At 58.1% G+C, this 19,158-nt stretch carries 14 protein-coding genes; 9 read left to right on the top strand and 5 right to left on the bottom strand.

Going from position 1 to position 19,158, the window contains the following annotated elements; all coding sequences use genetic code 11:
* Window positions 1–357 precede the first annotated feature (357 nt).
* Entirely contained in the window at window positions 358–636 is a 279-nt protein-coding gene (locus tag IB245_RS07690) for a hypothetical protein (protein ID WP_192227199.1), read from the bottom strand.
* 264 nt (window positions 637–900) lie between these two features.
* Between IB245_RS07690 and IB245_RS07685 the strand changes: the two genes are divergently transcribed.
* Complete coding sequence (locus IB245_RS07685; protein ID WP_192227198.1) at window positions 901–1,800, top strand: DUF4238 domain-containing protein; 900 nt, start codon at window positions 901–903, stop codon at window positions 1,798–1,800.
* A gap of 309 nt (window positions 1,801–2,109) precedes the next feature.
* Here IB245_RS07685 and IB245_RS07680 read toward each other — a convergent pair whose 3' ends face one another.
* On the bottom strand, window positions 2,110–2,718 hold the full coding sequence (locus tag IB245_RS07680; protein ID WP_192227197.1) for a dTMP kinase: 609 nt from the start codon (window positions 2,716–2,718) through the stop codon (window positions 2,110–2,112).
* 395 nt (window positions 2,719–3,113) lie between these two features.
* Between IB245_RS07680 and IB245_RS07675 the strand changes: the two genes are divergently transcribed.
* Window positions 3,114–8,729, top strand: coding sequence for a putative Ig domain-containing protein (locus tag IB245_RS07675; RefSeq protein ID WP_192227196.1), 5,616 nt, complete (start codon window positions 3,114–3,116; stop codon window positions 8,727–8,729).
* A gap of 211 nt (window positions 8,730–8,940) precedes the next feature.
* On the opposite strand, the gene IB245_RS07670 is transcribed toward IB245_RS07675, so the two are convergent.
* On the bottom strand, window positions 8,941–10,311 hold the full coding sequence (locus IB245_RS07670) for an HlyD family type I secretion periplasmic adaptor subunit (RefSeq protein ID WP_192227195.1): 1,371 nt from the start codon (window positions 10,309–10,311) through the stop codon (window positions 8,941–8,943).
* Window positions 10,304–12,025 (bottom strand): type I secretion system permease/ATPase, encoded by a 1,722-nt coding sequence (locus IB245_RS07665; RefSeq protein WP_192227194.1) that lies wholly within the window; start codon window positions 12,023–12,025, stop codon window positions 10,304–10,306. Before IB245_RS07665 ends, IB245_RS07670 begins: the two co-directional genes overlap by 8 nt.
* 370 nt (window positions 12,026–12,395) lie before the next feature.
* Here IB245_RS07665 and IB245_RS07660 point away from each other — a divergent pair, with 370 nt between their 5' ends.
* The 7 genes from IB245_RS07660 (at window position 12,396) to IB245_RS07630 (ending at window position 18,797) form a co-directional block, all read left to right on the top strand.
* Window positions 12,396–13,208, top strand: a complete 813-nt coding sequence (locus IB245_RS07660) for an AraC family transcriptional regulator (protein WP_008041536.1) — start codon at window positions 12,396–12,398, stop codon at window positions 13,206–13,208.
* A 114-nt stretch (window positions 13,209–13,322) separates the two neighbouring features.
* Window positions 13,323–14,141, top strand: a complete 819-nt coding sequence (locus IB245_RS07655) for an ABC transporter ATP-binding protein (protein WP_192227193.1) — start codon at window positions 13,323–13,325, stop codon at window positions 14,139–14,141.
* Window positions 14,138–14,902: an ABC transporter permease gene (locus tag IB245_RS07650; RefSeq protein ID WP_192227192.1), complete on the top strand. Its 765-nt coding sequence runs from the start codon at window positions 14,138–14,140 to the stop codon at window positions 14,900–14,902. The genes IB245_RS07655 and IB245_RS07650 overlap by 4 nt, the downstream gene beginning before the upstream one ends.
* 34 nt (window positions 14,903–14,936) lie before the next feature.
* Window positions 14,937–15,983, top strand: a complete 1,047-nt coding sequence (locus tag IB245_RS07645) for an ABC transporter substrate-binding protein (RefSeq protein ID WP_192227191.1) — start codon at window positions 14,937–14,939, stop codon at window positions 15,981–15,983.
* Window positions 15,980–16,864, top strand: a complete 885-nt coding sequence (locus tag IB245_RS07640) for a PhzF family phenazine biosynthesis protein (RefSeq protein ID WP_192227190.1) — start codon at window positions 15,980–15,982, stop codon at window positions 16,862–16,864. Before IB245_RS07645 ends, IB245_RS07640 begins: the two co-directional genes overlap by 4 nt.
* The gene (locus IB245_RS07635) at window positions 16,861–17,316 is read left to right on the top strand and encodes a RidA family protein (protein ID WP_192227189.1); all 456 of its coding nucleotides are present in this window, start codon (window positions 16,861–16,863) and stop codon (window positions 17,314–17,316) included. Before IB245_RS07640 ends, IB245_RS07635 begins: the two co-directional genes overlap by 4 nt.
* 218 nt (window positions 17,317–17,534) lie before the next feature.
* Window positions 17,535–18,797 (top strand): serine hydrolase domain-containing protein, encoded by a 1,263-nt coding sequence (locus IB245_RS07630; RefSeq protein ID WP_192227188.1) that lies wholly within the window; start codon window positions 17,535–17,537, stop codon window positions 18,795–18,797.
* A gap of 72 nt (window positions 18,798–18,869) precedes the next feature.
* Here the strand turns inward: IB245_RS07630 and IB245_RS07625 are convergent, their stop codons facing one another.
* A complete protein-coding gene (locus tag IB245_RS07625; RefSeq protein ID WP_192227187.1) occupies window positions 18,870–19,157 on the bottom strand; it encodes a hypothetical protein in 288 nt (95 codons plus the stop codon).
* Between the last annotated feature and the right edge of the window lies 1 nt (window position 19,158).

The raw sequence follows: 19,158 nt of genomic DNA, 5'->3' as shown, positions 1-19,158 counted from the left end.
CCGGGTCTTGATGTGGTTTTAATTTCGTTTCGCGAAATGTCTCGATGGTTTAATTTTTTGCCAGAGGGTGGGTAGGCGCTTCGCCAGATGCTCTGGATTTAGGTGCGAGCAAGGCGAAATTAAAAAGTCATCGGGTTTCCGGCATTAAGCTCTTCAGCGTTATATGCGTGAGTCCACATCAATATTAAATTCTAGCTGGCGTAATCAACTGCAAGCGCCTCGGCTTGTTGGACTTGCTCAGAAATTGTAGGTAAGTAGATACCAAAAAGCCGCACTCATTAAGCTGCGACTTTTAATTTTAGCACGTTCTGATTGCTAAATTCTGAAACTTGCCAAGATTTGCATGGGCGCTGAACTCTACTTTTGAACTTTGTAAGCTCTGTCAGCCTTGGCATACTCTTCCTCGCGAGCGCTCATCGCTTCGAGGCTACTTTTCACCGTCGTTTGTTGGGCAGCTTCGTATTTCTCAAACTCCTTAACGGCTACCACCTGGCTGAAGCCTAAAGCGATAACGCTATGAATTATTGCGGTCGCGTTTTGCTTTAATAGGCCAAGCCCTGAAATCGACAGTGCGTGAGTGATCCTAGCTTCTTCCCATAGAGCTTTGGCGACTTCTACTTCTTCTCTAGTGATCATACAAATTTCCTTTTGAGTCACGAAAACTTTGATATCCTACGCCCCGGCGCTGGAGCCGTTGGGACGACTTGGAGTGGCGAAAACACAAGCGCTGCATACCAGGAAGGCATCTAAGCTGTAGGCTGCAAGGTCCGCGCTGATTACTATGAGCTTTTCCCTCGATCTCGCGCAACTGGTTCGCTACTTGAAAATCTTTCAAGTAGCCTGAATGATCTCGTGGCTTATAATAGACGATTATTCTTCTAACTCAGTTTAGGTGATGACATGGATGTAATCAAAACGAACGAAGCTGGTAAGCCTGCTAAGCGACGCAATCATACAGTGCCCAAAGCCATTCTTAAAAACTGGCTACTTGATGAAGAAGGTGATCCCCATCACTTATTGCTTGCGTGCAGTAGCGCGGAGGTGAGGAAGCATGTGGGCAGAGAAGCCGGATTCGCAATCACTGATTGGCGATACGTTCCGGTGGATGATCGGGAGAATGCTGGCGGTCACCGTGATGAGTCGTTGGAGGACTGGTTTTCTAAAGGAGAGAACTATTTGGCCAGCGTAACCCAGAAAATCAGAAGTGGAGACTCAGCTATCAGCCAAGGTGAGTTTTCAGGGTTGATTGGTGCTGCAGTCGCCCTCGGATTCCGTAGCAGCTATGAGTATGGGTTAAAGGAAAAGCTGTTCTTAAAGCTGAAACCTGACCTTACTGCAAACGAAGCTTGCTATGAGGTTGTGCAGTATTTCAAAACGCTCTATGAGAAAAAAATTTCTCAGTTTGAAGGGTGGGACTTCAGTTTTTTAATAAACTCTGAAGTAAAGTTGATTATAGGCGACAGGCCGCTTTTTGATATGACCTTACACAGAACCAACACCCAACTTTTGACAATACCATTGGCGCCTAATCTTCTAATGGTGGGCATCCCTCCGAAAACACCTGGCAAGCAGTCCTTTGAAGTCATAAGCGGCACCCGGAGTTTATTTGAGCAAACAAATGCCATGACAACCAAGCTGGCCCGAGAATTTATCGTGGGGTCTTCAGTTGAGGAATTGTCAGCTTTACTACCAATGTTTGAACCTGAAGCCTTCAATTCGCGAAAAGCAGAGGATTCACTGGTAGCATTCTCTGATGAAGGCGAGGTTGCTCGCCGCAAAATCTACAATATCAATCAATAGAGTCTCGATTCAGCATGACTTTTGTTGACGAGTGTTCTCTCAAGAGAGCTTAAGTCGAGCTCCTCTAAACAGAAGTTAAACTGCGGGTTCAAGGTTTTCAACCAAATTCCCGGAATCACTGGGAGACTGGCAGAAACCCTGAGCCCCGCACAGAACCCTTACGTGCGGTTTCTATTCTAGACGACTTTTGATAGCACCCAGCTCTACCCCGATCTCATGCAATGGCCGTCCGTGTCCCGCTGAGCAGGCGAATGACCGCTAATAGTCCAGTCGATGCAGCTTTGGCGCTGCAACAAAATCTAATAGAGGCTAAAGGACTCTATAGATCTCAGAAACTACCTGCATCGTTGCGTCTTCGATCGTTCCTTCATTACGGCATAAAACCCAGCCGTGATCTGCAATCGCTCGCTCGAACGCCTCGGTACAAGCGACATGTTCTTCCAGCTTATGGATCACAGTACTGCTCAGTCCACGCCGTCGTGCCGCTGCTCTCGCCCATGAAATATCAGGCGCGGTGACAACCCCGACATGCAGGTCTGGCACTCGCACGTTTCGATCAATGTTCAACTGTAGAATCTCTGCAAACGGGACTGTCCGGCGAAACGCGGCATCTGACGGGTACCAGCGATCGATCAAGATGATGCTGTCTGGTGGCTGTTTAGCCAGCACGTGCCGGGAAATCCAGGTACGGCTATCAGCAAAGCGCTCACAAACCGCCAACTCCAAATCCCTGCTGGAATTTCTGACGAGTTTGTTAACGAGGGTCATTGTTTCACCCCTGAAGGGATCGCTTTTTTTCTCGCAAAGTCGGATCACCTTCTTGTTGTCTGCCCTCAGTACTTTCGTAACGGCCTCCAACAGTGTGGTTTTGCCGGTTCCCTTGGGCCCATCTAGAGAAACAAATAGCGAACGATTCATTCTTCACATAACGATTGATATACGGTTTTTTGGCCCGGCTCGTTCGCTGGAACCGCTTGGCGCGACTAGCGAATCGAGTGGAGGGTCCTTATGAACAGAGATTGATGAACACTTTAACCCGGTTTCCGGCTAACGGGTCTCAGAATCCAGGGGGCCAGCCGCTTATGAACACCGCAAGCAAGTCGCTCCCAAAAGGCATCGCTCGCAATCTGTGCAAGCGTCAACAAAGCGTTACTTTTTTGAAACACTTCACAACCGCAGATCAGTAAAACCTGATTTTTGACACTCTCCCGATATGCGGTCACAACTTTTGCACTCCGCTGGGTCCTAACACGGTGGTCGTCGATGGAATATTGGCGTCTAGCGAGGTTCTTACCCGATACGGAGATAAGCTGATGATTTTCAATGTGCAAAATTATGGCGCCAAAGGAGATGGCATCACAGACGACACGGCAGCGATACAAAGTGCGATTGATGCGGCGGCCGCTGCAGGCGGTGGGCAGGTGTATATGCCGACCGGGACATATATTGTTTCGGGAGGTGAAGAACCCTCCGACGGCTGCCTGATGCTCAAGAGCAACGTCTATCTGTACGGCGACGGCATGGGCGATACGACCGTTAAGGTGGCTGACGGCTCCGACACCAAAATCACGGGGGTCATCCGCTCGGCCTATGGCGAAGAAACCCATGACTTTGGCGTCAGCAACCTCACTATCGACGGTAACCGCGACAACACCACCGGCAAGATCGACGGCTGGTTCAATGGCTACATTCCCGGTCAGGAAGGTTACGACTCCAACGTCACCCTCGACAGCGTCGAGATCAAGGATTGCTCCGGGTACGGTTTCGACCCCCACGAGCAGACCGTCAACATGGTCATCAAGAACAGTGTGTCCCACGGCAATGGCCTGGACGGCTTCGTTGCGGACTTTCTCAGCGACAGCACCTTCGAAAACAACGTCGCCTACGACAATGACCGCCACGGTTTCAACGTCGTCACCAGCACCCACGACTTTACCCTCAGCAACAACGTTGCCTACAACAATGGCGGAAGTGGCATCGTGGTGCAGCGCGGCAGCGAGGACATCCCCTCCCCCAGCAACATCACCATCACCGGTGGCGAGGTGTACGGCAACGGCGCTGAAGGCGTGCTGGTCAAGCTGTCCAGCGATGTAACCGTCAGTGGTGTCGATATTCACGACAACGCCAGCGCCGGGATCCGCATCTACGGCAGTAACCATGTCGAGATCATCGACAACACACTCAACAACAACTCTCTGGGCGCCCCCGTACCGGAAATCATCATCCAGTCCTACGACGACACGCTGGGCGTGTCCGGCAAGTACTTCAACGGCAGCGACAACACAATCCAGGGCAATATCATCAGCGGCAGCAACCTGTCGACCTACGGTGTTGCAGAGCGCAATGAAGACGGCACCGATCGCAACGCCATCATCGGCAACACCATCAGCCATACCAGCAAAGGCGCCACACTGGTCTATGGTGACGGCAGTTACGTCAGCGCCACGGTGCCAATGACTACCGTGCAGGGCACGGCTGGCAACGACACTCTGCTGGGCAGCGCGGCCAGCGAAATTTTCTATGGCGCAGCCGGCAACGACACTATCAATGGTGGGGCCGGTGGCGACACTCTAGTGGGCGGTGCGGGCATCGACAAACTCACCGGCGGCACGGGTGCCGATACGTTTCGTTTCGTCGCCCAGTCCGACAGTTACCGCAACGCAACCGCAAGCTTCGATGACACCATCACCGACTTCGACGTCACCCAGGACAAGATCGACCTCGCTGGCCTCGGTTTCACCGGCCTGGGCAATGGCCGTGGTGGCACCTTGCAGGTCAGCTACAGCGCCGGCAACGACCGCACCTACATCAAGGACTACGATGCCGACGTCAGCGGCAATCGCTTCGAGTTGATTCTGTCCGGCAACCTGGCGAGCACCCTTACCGCCAGCAACTTCATTTTCAATCGGGTGGTCACCGGCACCAGCGGCAGCGATTCGCTGGTGGGTAGCGATTCGGCTGACACCCTGCTCGGTCTGGCGGGCAACGACAGCCTCAGCGGCGGTGCAGGCGACGACAAAATTGACGGCGGCGCCGGCATGGATACCCTAACCGGTGGCGCCGGGGCGGACACCTTTGTGTTCTCCAACCGCCTGGACAGTTACCGCAACTACAACACCGGCGGCGCCAACCTTGGCGACCTGATCACTGACTTCAATATCGCCGCCGATAAGATCGATCTCTCGGCCATGGGTTTCACCGGCCTGGGTGACGGCAAAAACAACACCGTGTACCTGGTGCTCAACACTGCCGGTACCAAGACTTACATCAAAACCCTGACCGCCGACGCCAATGGCAACCGTTTCGAGGTAGCGCTGGACGGCAATTATCTCGACAAGCTGACCAGCGCCAATTTTGTCTTTGCCACTTCGCCAACAGTCAATCACGCGCCGGTGGTGGCAACGGCGTTGCTGGATCAGAGCGCCACCGAAAACACCCCGTTCAGCTACGTCGTGCCGGCCACCAGTTTTACCGATGCGGATAACGACAGCCTCAGCTACACCGCCCAACTGGCCGATGGCAGCGCCCTGCCCGGTTGGCTGACCTTCGACACCGCTACCCGTAGTTTCAGCGGCACGCCCAACGACACGGCATCGGGCAATTACTCCATCAAGGTCACTGCATCCGATGGCAGCAACGCAACCGTCAGCGACAGTTTTACGCTGGCTGTACAGGACGTACCCGCTGCACCCACTGTGATTAATGGCACACCGAACAACGACACGCTGACGGGCACCGCTGCCAACGAACAACTGTTCGGTGGCGCTGGTAACGACACCCTTAATGGCGGCGCCGGCAACGATATTCTGGTCGGCGGCACCGGCGCGGACAAACTCACCGGCGGCGCGGGCGCCGATGTATTCCGCTACACCTCAAAACTCGACAGCTACCGCACCGCTTCCACCAGCGCCAGTGACCAGATCCTCGATTTCGACGTGACCACCGACAAAATCGATGTCTCGGCGCTCGGCTACACGGCCTTGGGCAATGGCCTGAACGGCACGCTGCAAGTGACCTACAGCGCTTCGAGCAACCGCACCTACCTCAAGGATCTCACCGCCGACGCCAATGGCAACCGTTTCGAAGTGTCTCTGGCGGGCAACCTGGTGAACAGCCTGACGGCCAATCATTTTGTCTTCGCGGACCAGAACACTCCCAGCAATGTTGCGCCGGTGGTGGCCATCCCCCTTCTCGACCAGAACGCCACCGAAAGTTCTCCGTTCAACTACACCGTCACCCACGACAGTTTCACCGACGCCAACCAGGATGTGCTGACCTACACTGCGACCCTCGCCGACGGCAGCGCCCTGCCCGCTTGGCTGAGTTTCAACGCCACCAGCCTGGCGTTCTCCGGCACGCCGATCAGCACGGCGTCGGGCAATTACAACGTCCTGGTCAAGGCCACCGATCCTTCTGGTGCGTCGGTCAGCGACAGCTTCGCCCTGGTGGTAGCCGATGCGCCCGCCAACACCATCACTGGCAGCAACAACGCCGAAAGCCTCAACGGCACGGCGGGCGCCGACCTGATCCTCGGCCTCGGTGGCAACGACACCATCAAGGCCGGCACAGGCGCGGACATCGTCGACGGCGGCGGCGGACGCGATTCGCTGTACGGAGGCGACGGGGCCGACGCCTTCCGCTACACCGACGTACTCGACAGTTACCGCGACTACGACGCCGGTGGTGTCACGGCGACCGACACGGTCTACGACTTCACCGCGGGCGTCGACAAGATCGACGTTTCAGCGCTGGGTATTCTCGGCCTCGGCGATGGCAGCAATGGCACGCTGTACATGACTCTCAACGCGGCCGGCGACAAGACCTACATCAAATCCACCGAGGCCGACGCCGATGGCAATCGCTTTGAAATCGCCCTCAACGGCAACTACCTCAACACCCTGACCGCCAGTGATTTCGTGTTCGGCGAGCGCGCCCAGCAAGACATCCTCTACCTGCCCACTCTCGGCCAATCCAATGCGCGCCTTTTGCGCATGACGGAGGACGACGATCAATCCGGCACCTCGATGCTGGTAAAAGACCTGGACCGCTACACCCCCTATGACGTGCGCAGCCAGTTCACCGACGCCGATGGCAATGGCATCGACATCGCGGTGGGTGGCAGCACGGTCAATGGCCTGTCGACCTTGGGCGCCGAGGAACTCAAGTTGTGCTGGTGGCTGACCGACACTAACCAACCCGGGCCTGCACTGTTGCGTGCCGTGGCGTTGCTGCAGGACCAGCTCACCGAACTCAAATCCATCGATAACGTCACCATGGGCATCATCTGGGGCCAGGGCGAGGAAGCCGCTCAGGAGATTGGCCGCTCCACGGACAAAGCCGCAGCAGCATCGGCCTACAAGGCCGCGACCCTGAATGTGTTTGATTACCTGCATGCCCAGTTCGGCAACTTCAGCGTGTACATGATGGAAACCGGTCACTACGAGCAGGACGCTGCGCGTGCCCGTGGTTATTCGGAAGAGAAGATTGCCTCAATCGTTGCGGGGGTTGGCTATGTCCGCGCCACCCAGGAGGCCATCGCCGCCGAGCGCGCCGACGTCAAGCTGGCGGTGGACTACACCGACCTGCCCTTGCGCTACGAAGTCGATCCGCTGGTCTATCCCGATGACGTCTGGCACCTGCACGAGGAATCAGCGGAAATCGTTGGCCAACGCCTGGCCGATTACATTGCCAATGACCTGGGCTTCCAGGGCGATCCCACCGACAACAACAGCGTGCAGGCCATTTTCGACAACGCTCAGAACCAGGGCGGGATGATTGCCGGCACTGATCAAGCGGACACCTTGGTGGGCAGCTCGGGCAACGACACACTGGATGGCGACTTGGGCGCCGACACAATGACCGGTGGCGATGGCAACGACATCTACGTGGTCGATAACGCGTTCGACAGTGTGGAGGAAACCAACACCTCGACCGCGCAGATCGATACCGTGCAGGCCTCGGTCAGCTGGACGCTGGGCGCCAATCTCGAGAATCTGGTGCTCACCGGCGTATCGGAAATCGACGGCACCGGCAATGAGCGGCGTAACTTCATCACCGGCAATGCTGCCGACAACGTGCTCGATGGTGCCGCAGGGGCCGACAGCATGAGCGGTGGCGATGGTGACGACACCTACTATGTCGACAATGTCGACGACACCGCGATCGAGACCAACAGCAATGCGGTGCCTGGAGGAGTCGACAACGTACACAGCAGCCTGGCGGCATATACCCTCGGCAGCAACGTCGAGAATCTGTATGTCGATAGCGCTGGAGCCGCCAATGGGACAGGCAATGCGCTGGACAACACGCTGTTCGCCGGTGCCGGCAACAATGTGCTGGACGGACGCGATGGCAACGACACAGTGTCCTTCGAGCGGGCCCTGGCGGGCGTTACTGTAAACCTGTCGACGTCCGCACAACAAAACACCGCGGGGTCGGGGCTCGACACCTTGAAATTCCTCGAAAACGTGACGGGAAGCGCCAACGCCGACAGTCTGTCAGGCAACAGCGCCGCGAATATCCTGAACGGTGGTGCCGGTAACGACACCCTGGTGGGTGGTTCGGGCGATGACCGACTGATCGGCGGCGCAGGCACCGACAACCTCACCGGCGGCACCGGCGCGGACACCTACGCGTTTGGAGCGCTGTCGGACATGGGCGTCGGGGCTTTACGCGATGTGATTAGCGGTTTCAAGACCACTGAGGGTGATCATCTGGATTTCACCAGCCTGGACGCCAACCCGCTGACCGCCACCGTCGACGCATTCATGTTCATTGGCAGCAACGCCTTCGACCCCACCAACGCCACTGGCCAACTACGCTTTGCCGACGGCATCCTCTCCGGCAGCGTCAACGCCGACGTCACCCCCGAGTTCGAATTCGAGATGGTGGGCGTCAAGGAGCTGCAGGCCAGCGATTTCACAGCCTGACCTGATGTGAGGGAGCCTGCTCGCGATAGCGGTCGGTCAATCAGCTTCCATGCTGAACGTACCGCCGTCATCGCGAGCAGGCTCGCTCCCGCAGGGTTTTTTCGGTGCCTGAAAATCAAAGACCCACACAGACTAATGTGGCGAGGGGATTTATCCCTCGCCACAATTCACCACGGCCAGTCGCGCTGCCAGCGCAGGACTGGCTTCACGCTCATTCTTCTTTGAAGGCCGCAAGCAAGCGCTCACGCAAAGGTTTCATCAGGTAATTCATCAAGGTGCGTTCCCCCGTCACCACCGTGACATCGGCGAGCATGCCGGGGCGCACCAGCAGACCAGCGGCCTGCAGCGAGGCGACGGTGTCGGCGGGAATTTCAACCTTGACGGAAAAGTACGGCTGGTGCGTCTGTTCATTGATCAACTGGTCCGCCGACACCGTAGTCACAGTGCCGGTGACCGTCGGCGTATCCACCCGTTGCAGGGCAGTGAAATGCACATGCACCGGCAAACCCGGGCGTAGCTTATTGGCCATCAGCGGCTCGAAACGCGCGGTGATCGCCATCGGCGCATCCAGCGGTACCACCTGCATCAGGGTTTGGCCAGCCTGCGCAACGCCCCCGACCGTGTGAATGCTCACGTCCATGACCTGTCCGGATACCGGCGCACGGATCGCGCCGTTGTCGACTTCAAACTGCAAGGCATGAATCTGATCGGCATAACCGGCCGCCTCGGCAGAGACTTCGCTGAGCTGCGTTTCGGCATCGCGGCGAAATTCCTGCTGCGCCTGCAAGGCCTTGAGCCGGCTTTCGCTGATCGCCTGGCGGGTCCTGCCAACATCGCCCACTCCGGAGGAAATCTGTCCAGCCAATTGGGCTGCATTGCGCTCGGCCTCGAGCAGTTTGTTACGCGGAATGTAACCTTCACGGGCAAGATTGCGCAGGCCTTCCAGCTCCTGCTGCTGGAAGTGCATCTGCGCGTCGTAGTTGCGCTTGACGCCCTCGTAGCCGAGCAATTGCTGCTGCAAGGCCGCGGCTTCGTGTTCGATGATCTGCAAACGGCTGCCCAGTTCTGCACGGCGGGTCAGAAACAGCTGGCGCTGTAAGGCCATGGCGGCCTTGACCCGCGGCTCGTCGGCACGCTCCAGCAGTTCAACGGGCCATTGGATCTCGGCTGAACCCAGGCGCTCGGCGATCAACCGCGCCTCGACGCTACGATCATTGAGCAACTTGCCCAAAGTCACGTCCCGTTGCGCCTGCGCCTGCACCGTATTGAGCTGGACCAGCAACTGTCCCTGGGTGACGCGCTCGCCTTCGCTGACCAGCAGCTTTTCTACCACCCCACCGACCAACGACTGCACAGCCTTGCGTTCGCCCGCCACCACCACGGTGCCGCTGCCCACGACACCCTGGTCGAGTGGCGCCAGACAGGCCCAGAGCAGGAAACCGCCCAGTGTCAGGACCAGGAAACCCACACCATAGCGTGCCGCGCCCCCGGCGTCGGTGCTGGCGCGTGGCTGCACTGTGGTGCCGCGCGCACTCAGCCCATGCTCACTGTACGTTTGTGCCTCTGGGGTCAGATCACGCATCTCCGCCAGCCTCCCTGACCGCGGCCGGTCTTGACCCCGGTCTCAATGCCTTGAGCAACCGATCCCTTGGACCGAATGCATGTTGAGTACCGTCCTTGAGCACCAGGATGTGATCAACCACTGCCAGCACATTTGGCCGGTGGGTAATCAGCACCACGGTGCTGCCAGTAGCCTTGAGCGCATTGATGGCCTGCACCAGCGCCACCTCTCCGGCTTCATCGAGATTGGAGTTGGGTTCATCGAGCACGATCAGCGAAGGGTGCCCATAGAGCGCGCGAGCCAGGCCGAGGCGTTGCTTTTGTCCACCGGACAAGCCAAGCCCTCCGGGGCCCAGCGGCGTATCGTAACCCTTGGGGAATTTGAGGATCATCTCGTGAATGCCGGCGTGACACCCTGCGGCGATGATCTTGTCGGCGTCCTGCTCGCCGAAGCGGGCAATGTTGTCGGCCACACTGCCGTCGAACAGTTCGATGTCCTGCGGCAGGTATCCAAGGTGCGGGCCCAGGGCGTCGTGGGACCATTGACTGATCTCGGCGTCGTCCAGGCGCACCGACCCGCCCATGGCCGGCCATACCCCGACCAGCGCCTTGGCCAGCGTTGATTTACCACTGGCGCTGGGGCCAACGACGGCAAGCACATCACCTTTGGTCAGGCTGAAATTGATGCCCCTCAGGATCGGTTGCGAGGCGCCGGGCGGGCCGACATACACCTGATCCAGGCGCAGCGCGCCGGTGGGCGGTGGCAACGGCATGCGCAGGCGCTCGCGCGGTTGCTGAGCAAGCAGTTGGCTCAGGCGCTGGTAACTCTGACGTCCAGAGTTGAATTGCTTCCACGAACCAATGGCGATTTCCACGGGAGCCAGGGCACGCCCCAGCAGCAGCGACATCGCAATCATCATGCCCGCAGACAATTGGCCTTCCAGTACCAGCAGCGCCCCCAGGCCCAGGGCCAGCGACTGTCCGGAGATGCGCACGAAGCGGGTCGTCGCGGTGATACGCGCGCCGCGGTCGCTGGCATGGGACTGGGCGGCAATGATGCGTTGCTGCAGCAGGCTCCAGCGCTGGCGCAACGGCCCGAGCATGCCCAGAGCCCGGATGACTTCGGCATTTTGTAGCGTGCTGTTTACATAGATCGACGACTGCACGCCCAGGCGATTGGCTTCGTCCAGGCGTGTGCGAGTCGCTAACTCGCCCCACAGCGCCAGGCCGATCAGTACCAGCGCGAGAACCAGCGTCAGCACGCCGAACCAAGGATGAAAGATGAACGCCACCAGCACGAAGATGGGCAACCACGGTGCATCCAGCAAGGCGATCAGGCCCTGGCCGGTGATTAACTGCCGTAGTGTCGCCAGATCGGTGAGCACCTGCGCCGGGTTCGCGTTGTGCTCACGCAGGCTGCGGGCGAAGGCGGCATCGAAAATCCGCTCGCCCAGGGCCTCGTCCAGCCCGGCGCTCATGCGAATCATCACCTCGCCGCGTGCCCACTCGATCAGGGCGCTGAACATGAACAGTCCCAGGGCGATCAAGGTGAGCATGAATAAGGTGGTTTCGTTGCGACTGGTCAGGACCCGGTCGTACACCTGCATCATGTAGAGCGACGGCACCAGCACCAGCAGGTTGATCACACCACTGAACAGCGCCAACGACCAGAACACACGGCGATAGCTTAATAACGCGGCATCAATGTCATGCCGTGGATCGAGAAGCAAACCCATAGAGTGTCGCCCGCAAAAGGAAGAGTCGGTCCAAGACGCAATCCATCGCGAGCTTTTTGCCCTCAGGCATTGGAAAAAAATAGACGTAGTCTGACGTGCCGCTAATCAGAAACGATCCTCGTCGCTAGGCGTGAAATACTGACAACGCAACCTCGGGTTAGTGCGGGCCGGGTTGTTGGGGGTGACGGGCGGGTATGTTGCACAGCGCCACGAGTGAGAAAGCATGGAAGACCGCGACCTTTTCGTTGCAGGGGATCGCAAATCCTTCTGAGACGGGCGGGTAGTAATTGCTGGTTTTTTCCAATCTTGAGATTTCTCCCTCCGCCGCGTATTAGTATTTGCACCTGACTGACGCGATCCGGTGCGGCCAATGCGTGAAATCTACAGCGTCTTCAACTCCAATGGAGCCTATGAAACCGCTGCCCATGAGCATGATGAATTCATGATCATGGTGCCGGAACATGGTTTGTTGCGATTCAAGGACGAACAAAGCGGCCGTTCGACGTCGATAGTTGACCGACAGTTCGTATTGGTCCCCCCCCAGTGGAGCCATTCCTCATCGTCAATGACAGTGAGCCAGGGACATGTTGCGTTCTATGTCGACCCGGATTACATGAGCTATGCCCTGCGTGATCTGTCCGGTGATGCCAATCGTTTGTTGCGAGTACCGACGTTGGGTATCTGGCACGCCTCGGCACCGTTTCATCATCTATTACTGGCGAAAAAGGCCTTCAGTCAACCGGATCGCTACGTGGATCGGCGTCGGCAAATCACCCAGACCGACCACTTGCTGCTCCTGGAATGCCTGGCGATTTCCCTGAGCCAGCCAAGCCTGCAACGTTCTTCGACCGAACGTCATGGTGCGGCATTGGTGCGTGATGTTCAGCGCTATCTGGATGGCAACCTTGAACAGTCTCCGGGATTGGACGAGATCGCTGAAGCCTTTCATGTTTCACGACGCCACCTCACCCGCTTGTTTGCCCAACACACTGGCGAATCCGTGTTGGCCTGCGTTCAGCGCATGCGCCTGGAGCGAGTGAAGAACCTGCTGCAGCACACGCGCATGTCGGTGCTGGAGATTGCCAACAGTGTCGGCTACGAGTCCCCTTCCCACCTGGCCCAGGTTTTCCGACGCGCGCAGGGCTGCTCGCCTGACGAGTTTCGCCGTAACACCAACCGGTAAACCCTCCCGATTATCCATGGCCCGATCTCGCGCATGATGAGGCCCGATCCCGTGCGCCCGGAATTCATCCGCCCTGCATCCTGAGCCCTGATAAAACAACAAGAGGATGGGGCCGTGAGGCAAGAACCCTTTATCATTTTCGCTGATGTGCAGAAGAGTTTTAAGGTCGATGGCCGCCAGTTTGTGGCCGTGCGCAATGTATCGCTTGAGATCCAGCGCGGCGAAATCATTACGTTGGTCGGCCCGTCCGGGTGCGGCAAATCGACGTTGTTGAACATGACCGCGGGGCTGTTCGGTCCTACCGAAGGTCGGGTTCATTACGACGGCGCCGAAGTCAAAGGCGTGAACACCCGCGTCGGCTACATGACCCAAGCTGACCACTTGCTGCCGTGGCGCACAGTCGCCGGCAACATCGCCGTACCGTTGCAGATCCGGCGCCTGGGCAAGCGTGAAATCGACGTGCGCGTCGAGGAACTGTTGGCGCTGGTTGGGCTGACGGGTTTCGGTGCCAGCTACCCGAACCAACTGTCCGGTGGCATGCGAAAACGTGCTGCGATGGCCCGATTGCTGGCCAGCGATCCTGAGACTTTGCTGATGGACGAACCGTTTGGAGCCCTCGACGCGCAGATGCGCCTCACGCTGCAAACCGAACTGTTGCGACTGTGCAAGAAACTGAAAAAAACCGTGCTGTTCGTCACCCACGATGTTGACGAAGCCATCGCCCTCGCCGATCGCTGCGTGGTCTTTGCCGGACGTCCCGGCACCATCGATCACATCCTTGAGGTGTCACTGGCGCAGCCACGCAATCTGGTGCAACTGCGTTCCGATCCGCACTACGTCGAACTCTGCGCCGCCCTTTGGCAGCGCCTGGCCCCAGACATCGCCGGTGCCGCCGATCCTTCCTCGCTGGCTCACTCTCTGGAGGCCCTATGATTCAGGTCTATCGCTTGCTGTTCCTGGTGTTTCTGCTGGTGCTGTGGGAAGGCATTTCCCGTTGGTTCGGCGTCGAGTTTTTCATCAGCCGGCCTTCTGCCGTGGCGGCCAGTTTGTGGAAGATCCTGCTCAACGGCGTGTTTTTCTACCACGCAGGGATTACCACGCTGGAAGCCGTACTCGGATTCTTCTTCGGCTCGGTCGCCGGTCTCGCTGCTGGTCTGCTGTTAGGACGGGCCAAAGTCCTGGCCGACATCCTCGACCCCTTCTTCACCGCGTTCTACAGCTTGCCGAAGGTCGCTCTCGCGCCATTGTTTATCCTCTGGTTCGGCATCGGCTTGCCAATGAAAGTCATACTGACCGCAGCAGTGGTGTTCTTCCTGGTGTTCCTCAATACCTACAGCGGTGTGCGCAACGTGTCCCGCGAGCAGTTGACCATCCTGCGCCTGATGGGCGCCCGCGAACGTGATTTGTTGAGCATGGTGGTCATCCCCTCCGCGTTCACCTGGGTGTTTACCGGATTGCGCCTGTCGGTGCCGTACGCACTGATCGGCGCACTGGTGGGTGAAATCATCGCCGCCAATCGCGGGCTCGGCTACTTGCTCTCCGATGCGGCTTCGCAGTTTGACACCGCCGGTGTGTTCGCTGCGCTGGTGGGCATCATTGCCCTGGCGCTGATCCTCAATACCGCGGTCAAGCTGGCCGAACGCCGTTTGATGCCGTGGAAAGCCAACGACGCCGAACGTGAAGTGGCGGTTTGAGCACACCTACGATTTGATTATCCGGAGTTCCATCATGTTCAAACGTCTAGTAACGGCGACCGCGTTCGCCAGCGTATTGCTCTGTGGGTTCGCGACTCAGGCCGCCGAGTTGACCAAGGTCAAACTGGCGTTTCCCAGTGAAGGCTTCTTGTATGTGCCGATCTATGTCGCGCAGAAGCTCGGCTATTTCGCCGAAGAAGGGCTCGACATCGAAGTCATCGTCTTCCAAAAAGGCGGTTCTGCGGCGCTTACCGCTGTGCTCGGACGTGATGCCGACGCCTATGTCGGCCTGCCTGCCGTGGCGATTCGTGCCCGCACCAAGGGCCAGAATGTCCAGGCATTCGCCTCAGTGCAAACCCAGTTCGGCAGCACGGTGGTGATCGATGCGGCATCTGCCAAGAATGCGGGCGTATCCGCGGCGTCACCGCTGACTGCCCGGGCACAAGCCTTGAAAGGATTGAAAATCGGTGTCACCGGTCCCGGCAGCACCACCGATATGCTGGTTCGCTATCTGGCCAAGGACGCAGGCCTGAGTCCGGACAAAGACCTGACCATCATGCCGATTGGCGGCGCGCCGAACATGCTGGCGGCGTTTTCCCAGGGCAGCATCAATGGTTTTTCGCTGTCACCACCGACTATCACCACCGCCGAACAGCAAGGGGGATTTGTGCTGATGGACCTGGCCAAGGGTGAATATCCGCCGCTCAACGGTTTCCTCTTTACAGCGATGATTGCTCGGGAAGACTGGCTGGCCAGTAACACCGACACCGCACGAAAAATGGTGAAGGCTCTGTGGCGCGCCGAGCAACTGATCGCCACCGATCCGGACAAGGCTCGGGAAGCCGTGCGGCCGTACTTCGCTCACACCGCCGCGCCGATTTTCGATTCGGCATGGGCAGCGTCACTGCCCTCTTACCCGGCCACGCCAAGGGTCGAGTTGTCGGGCGTCCAGAAGAACATCAGTTTCATGAACGCTGTTGAAGCGGAACCGGTCAGCCTTGATCCGCACACAGTATTTACCAATGCCATCGTCGATGCAGTTGCACCCGTTTTATCGGACGCTCAAGGAGCGCAGAAATGACCCCGCAAGTTCATCTGGTCAATGTATTCCCTGCTGCGGAAAACGGCGGCAACCCGGCACCAACCGTTGCTCGCGCCGACGGTATGAGCGCTGCCGACATGCAGGCAGTGGCCCAGGCTTATGGTCACGAATGCGGCTTCGTCTGTTCGCCACCGGCCGGAACCGACTATGACTTCAGCTTCCGTTTCTGGGTGCCGAACCACGAAATGGAGATGTGTGGACATGCCTCGGTCGGCGCCGTCTGGCTGCTGGACCGACTGGGGATGTTGCCTAAGGATCAACTGTCGATCTGGACCTTGAGTGGACGCGTGGACGCGCGGGTCACGCGCGATGGGGATGGTGGCGTACAGATCGAAATCACCCAGCCCATAGGTCAGGTCGAAACGCTCTCGTCCCCGGACATCGAAGCGGAAATCCTCTCGGTGCTAGGCATCAGCTCCAATGAGTTGGCTCCGCTACCCATCCAGAACGCGGCCACCAGCCGGGTGAAAACCCTGATCCCGCTCAAGAGCGTAGCGGTGCTGGATGGACTGAAACCCGACTTCCGACGGGTTGAGCAATTGTGCGAGCGCATCGGCTCAACCGGTTTGTACCCCTACGCAGCACTGGACCTCGCCACTCGACAATTCGACGCACGACAGTTTCCAAAATCCTCCGGCTATCCCGAAGATGCGGCCACCGGTATTGCGGCCGCTGCCTTGGCCTTTGGGTTGCTGGAAAACGGCCTGGTGAGTGCTGATGAGCGCCCGGTGCGTGTTCGTCAGGGCCGGGCTATGGGCCGCCCTTCGGAGATATCGTTGCGCTTTCGCCGGGATGCTCAGGAGCAGATCCAGGGATTGTGGCTCGGCGGGCCGGTGAGTTTTGCGCAGGTGAACCCATGAGCATTCGAGAGAGACTGACGCTGTTGGGCCTGCAATTGCCCGATGCCCCTGCCCCCAAAGGTGACTACGTGCCGGTGGTGATCCACAGTGGTGTGGCCTATGTCAGCGGGCAGGTGTGTCGACTGGCCGACAGTGTAATCAAAGGTCCGGCTCGGGCAGACATGCCTGCAGAAACCTTGATCCTGGCTGCTCGCACCTGTGTGTTGCGGGCTTTGAGTGCGCTTGAGCAAGCGATCGGTGATCTGGAATGCGTCGAGCGGATTCTGTTCGTACGCGGATTTGTCTATGCCGAGGACGGTTACCAGGAATACTCAAAAATTCTCGACGAAGCTTCGCGTTTGCTGATCGAGTTGTTTGGCGAGCGCGGGCAACACGCGCGCTCTGCACTGGGCGTCGCCGGGCTTCCAGGCAGCGGATTGCTGGAGTTGGAACTGGTGGCGGCAGTGCGTTAGAGCGCTTTCTCACCAGGCCAATCAATCAACCATGAAAGCTCTCGCGTTGAGGTGGCACATTCCTCAGCGCGACTGCGGCCTGGGAGCCAATGTCGACGCTTGCCTCTTATCCATGGCCCGATTCTGCGCGTGATCAGGCCCGATCCCACGCGCCCAAAAAATTTCCACCTTGCAAACTTCCCCCTGACAAAACAACAAGAAACAATAGGAAGGTGTTTATGCCAATGCTCCCTCGCCATCCATCGCTCGTTAAGCGCAGCCATCTTCAAGTGGTGGTGTGTGTTTCGACACTCGCGCTATCGTTGACCGCCTGGGCGGCCACTCCTGGTCCCACGAAGTCCTACCAACAACCTGCGCTGGAGCCGATTGGCGAAGTGCAGGCCATTTATGACGGCAATCTCAGCGAGGACCTGGCCGTCACTACCTTTCGCAATACTGATCGTTTGTTTCCTGTGCGGGCCATCAAGGCGGGCAGCCACCCTTTCCCGTTACCGTGCAGCGGCACGCCACTCGGCCCGGTTGCCTTTGACTATAAAGGCAAGCGCTACAGTCTCGATGACTACGTTGCGCTGAATCGGGTAACAGGCCTGTTGGTGCTCAAGGACGGTAAAATCGTGACTGAGCGATACGAAAAAGGTAATACCGCCGACACCCGCTGGATGTCGATGTCGGTGGCGAAATCTATCACCTCTACCCTCGTGGGCGCTGCATTGCAGGACGGCGCCATCAAAAGCCTTGATGACAAAGTCACCCACTATTTACCCGCGCTGGCCGGTAGCGGATACGACCAGGTCACCGTACGTCAAATTCTGTCCATGCGCTCCGGAATCAAATGGAACGAGAAATACACTGATCCAACATCAGACGAACGACAGTTGATCAAGCAGCGAATCGAACAAGTGCCTGGATCGCTCCTCAAGTTCATGGCAAGCCTGCCTACCGCTGCACCTCCTGGCACTCGCACCAACTACAGCACCGGTGAAACGCAAGTCTTGGGACAACTGGTCAGCGCCGCCGTGGGCAAGCCACTGACGCAATACCTGAGCGAAAAGATCTGGGTTCCCTATGGCATGCAAACCGATGCCAAATGGTGGCTCGACGGCCCCAATGGCAATGAAGTGGGCGGTAGCGGCATCAGTGCAACCCTTGAAGATTACGGGCGTTTTGGCCAGTTTTTCCTCAGCGGCGGCAAGGCCGGTGCACAGCAAGTGCTGCCTGAAGACTGGATGAGCTTCGCCAGCGCGACCACTGGCACAGATGCGGCCTACGGTGACTTTGCCAACATGTGGTGGCCAGGCTGGACCGATGCATCCAAGGCCGATAAAGCCTTTACTGCTGCAGGCACTTTTGGTCAGTACTTCTACATCAACCCGACCAAAAATGTGGTGATTGTAGTGTGGCAAGCACAGACCAAACCCACCGGTGGTGAGGTTATCGACGACATGGTCGCCTTTGACGCCATCAGCAATACCCTTCAGTAACCGGTTTCTCGGGTTCATGTATAGGCGTTGGAAAAACGCCTATACATGAAGAAGGCAGCCAGAATTTGTTCTCTAATGTTGTTCTAGCGTGTCGGCATGGGCGTCCTGATTGACAGGCGCGTGGATCGAGATGCCATACGCAATCAGGCAGCCAACCCCGCAGCTTCCCACCACCAGGCACATGGGCCATGAAGTGCCATCAGCCAGGTGACTGACCCACAGACTGGCCAGCGCCCCGGTGGCGAATTGCACCGAAGTACCCAGGGCGACACTCGCCCCCGCCTGCCTCGGGAACATGCTCATCAGGCTTGCCGTGCAATTGGCTCCGAGCAACTCGGTGACGCCCGTGTACAGCACCATA

Origin of the sequence: Pseudomonas sp. PDM02, assembly GCF_014852285.1 — a bacterium.
GTDB classification, from domain to species: Bacteria; Pseudomonadota; Gammaproteobacteria; order Pseudomonadales; family Pseudomonadaceae; genus Aquipseudomonas; species Aquipseudomonas migulae.
The sequence above is the reverse complement of the archived record's forward strand: the minus strand, read 5'-3'. Positions and strand labels throughout refer to the sequence as shown.